This window comes from Gemella sp. 20925_1_85, assembly GCF_041433735.1.
Classification (GTDB): Bacteria; Bacillota; Bacilli; order Staphylococcales; family Gemellaceae; genus Gemella.
In genome coordinates this window covers 1-1,063 of the sequence record NZ_JAPWCC010000057.1, presented here as the reverse complement: position 1 = coordinate 1,063, position 1,063 = coordinate 1, and the positions used below count along the sequence as shown (strand labels likewise).

The following is a 1,063-nucleotide window of genomic DNA, read 5'->3' as shown; positions in this document are numbered from 1 at the left end:
ATAAATACCTGATATGATAGAGTTACAGAGAAGCTAGCTTCTCTGTAACTCTTGCCTTTTCTCAACAGGAGTTAACCATCCTAAAGTCTGCATAGGAAGTCGATTAGAACGATATAGATATTTCTTCATTTGGTTAATAAGGTCATCATAAGAATAAAAAGATAAGTATTTATAAAAGCGTTCGTTATCATTTCTATGACTTCTTTCGACTTTGCCATTATGCCATGGAGTTCTAGGCCTAATGAGTTGGTGTTTTATATCTAACTGGTTACACAATACATCGAAAGGATGTATTCGTTTAGTATCCTTAAAGTGAGTAAATTCAAAACCATTATCAGTTTGTATGATTTTTGGTTTGTATCCAAAGAATGAAATAGCCATCTTAACAAATTGTATTGTTGAATAAGAAGATTGTTCTTTAAAAGGATAAATAAATCTTTCTCTAGAAGCCTCATCAATCATAGTATATTGATAAAATTTATCAGGATGTGAACCAGTATAGCATTGTCTAGGGACATATTTTACATCAAGTTGCCATTTTTCTCCTAAAGTTTTTGGAGTGTTATAAGGTTTTGGTATATAAGGTTTAGCCTTTTTTTCGGCATCTTTATAGAAACCTAATTTTCTAAGGATCCTAAATAATGAACAAGGATGTCTGTTATAATCTTTATTAAATTTTAGTTTTGCATATAGTTCAATCATAGAAATATTAGGATTTCGTTTAATTAGATTTTTAATCCAAGCCAATTCTTCTGAGGTATGTGCATTTGGATGTTGAGAATGTGGTTTATGAGACTTATCCATAAGTGATTCTTTAGTTCCATCATATTTTTTATTCCAACGCATTAAAGATGCTTTAGAAACTTTGTAACGTCTACAGATAAAGCTAATAGAGTTTTTATTTCTATATGTTTTTACCGCAGCTAATCTTGTTTCTAAAGTATGAGGTATATATCGTTGTGTATTTTGTAAGTTTTCTGTTATAATAGTTTTCATAAGAGTAAATTCCTTTTTTTGATTTGTCGTAATTTCATTATACAGGATTTACTCTTCTTTTTTTATA

General features: G+C 29.4%; 1 protein-coding gene. It reads right to left on the bottom strand.

Translation table 11 applies throughout. The features are described 5' to 3' along the window. Nucleotides 1-33 precede the first annotated feature (33 nt). A complete protein-coding gene (locus O3884_RS08985; protein WP_371453050.1) occupies nt 34-996 on the bottom strand; it encodes a DDE-type integrase/transposase/recombinase in 963 nt (320 codons plus the stop codon). Nucleotides 997-1,063 lie beyond the last annotated feature (67 nt).